We start from the raw sequence: 1,303 nt of genomic DNA, 5'->3' as shown, positions 1-1,303 counted from the left end.
TGAATTACCATTTTTTATTTCTGATCCAACATCAAGTGCTTAATGAAATGGTATGAAAGATTATAGGCTAGTGATACGAGATTAAATAAGAGGAATTTGCGTACAGCAAGAGTTCTAGCTCAGATTTCTACTAGAGAAAAGTATTTAGTTGGAGTTGGTATGTTAATAAAAAACGGATAGATGTCGAAACTAAATATTCATGACATTAAGGACAAAGATCAGGAAATATAATTTGGTATTCTGGGAATAACCGGAGATCCGTAGTTAAGGTTGCATAGTATTTGTATTTTTTTTCTAATTTTTCAATTGTTGTTAAGTGATGAGAACCTAATCCACGTCGTACACTATGTTGAGAAAGAGTCGGCCCAATTTGTAATTTTCGTTTTTTCATTGGATCGTTCCATGGACTGTAAAAAAATTTAAAAATAAAAGCAGGTTCCATGTAAATGCTATAAGGATAATGCGAGCCATGTCTCCCGACTCTATAGTTGCCGTGCGAATTATTGTGAATTAATCTACCGTTAAGATATAGTTGATTTGGATTAGGTTGAATTATTATGCCGTGATAACGTTGTTTAACAAGCGGAGAGCTATATCTTGGATTAGTGTAGCCATAAGTCGGTTCATCAATCATCATAATCATTCTTATTGAAAACATATTGCCGCCCATAGTGCTAAGTGATTTAAAAAATTGTTCTTTATTATAACAGCACAGGAATTCTGTCGTATTCAATACCATTTTCCATCCTGTAATTTCTCTTTCAATTTCCATAACTTCTTGATCAACTAAATGAGCATCAAATTCGAGTGATTTTGAGTTTCGTATTTCCCAATTAGGAGCGAATGTTTTACAGATTTCAACTGAACGATCAGTGGATCCACGATTAATAAGAATGCCATGATCAAATAGCTTTGTATGGTGCATTAACCACCATGGAAGTAAATATTCTTCATTGTAAAAATGAGAAATTAAAGTAGTCTTAATCAAAATCACCTCCGTATTTAACCTGCTTCTTATTTAATATGATATGGAAGGAAACCTATTGTTAGAAGGTTTCCTCTTAAAAGTTTTAAACCACATAGGGTATGTGGATGGATTAGTATATAAAGTAGTCTGATTTTTATTTTTTGAATATAAAAAAAGACACTCAATTGAGTGTCAATATAGTATTGCTCTCGCGTATAGGATTGGAGATGTTCCTCAAATACATATTGAGATGGTCTGTAAAGAAGAAACAATCTTCATCTTTAATGTAACATCGACATGGGTGAAGTGTAAATTGATAATATATATACGGAAAAT

General features: G+C 32.3%; 1 protein-coding gene. It reads right to left on the bottom strand.

Features of this window, described 5'->3' with window-relative positions:
- Nucleotides 1–205: 205 nt before the first annotated feature.
- Nucleotides 206–988 (bottom strand): glycosyltransferase family 2 protein, encoded by a 783-nt coding sequence (locus ACQGS6_RS28680; protein WP_426966040.1) that lies wholly within the window; start codon nucleotides 986–988, stop codon nucleotides 206–208.
- Nucleotides 989–1,303: the final 315 nt, after the last annotated feature.

It is taken from the genome of Bacillus sp. GMs2/2 (assembly GCF_050172095.1).
In the GTDB taxonomy this organism is placed as follows: Bacteria; Bacillota; Bacilli; order Bacillales; family Bacillaceae_G; genus Bacillus_A; species Bacillus_A cereus.
The sequence above is the reverse complement of the archived record's forward strand: the minus strand, read 5'-3'. Positions and strand labels throughout refer to the sequence as shown.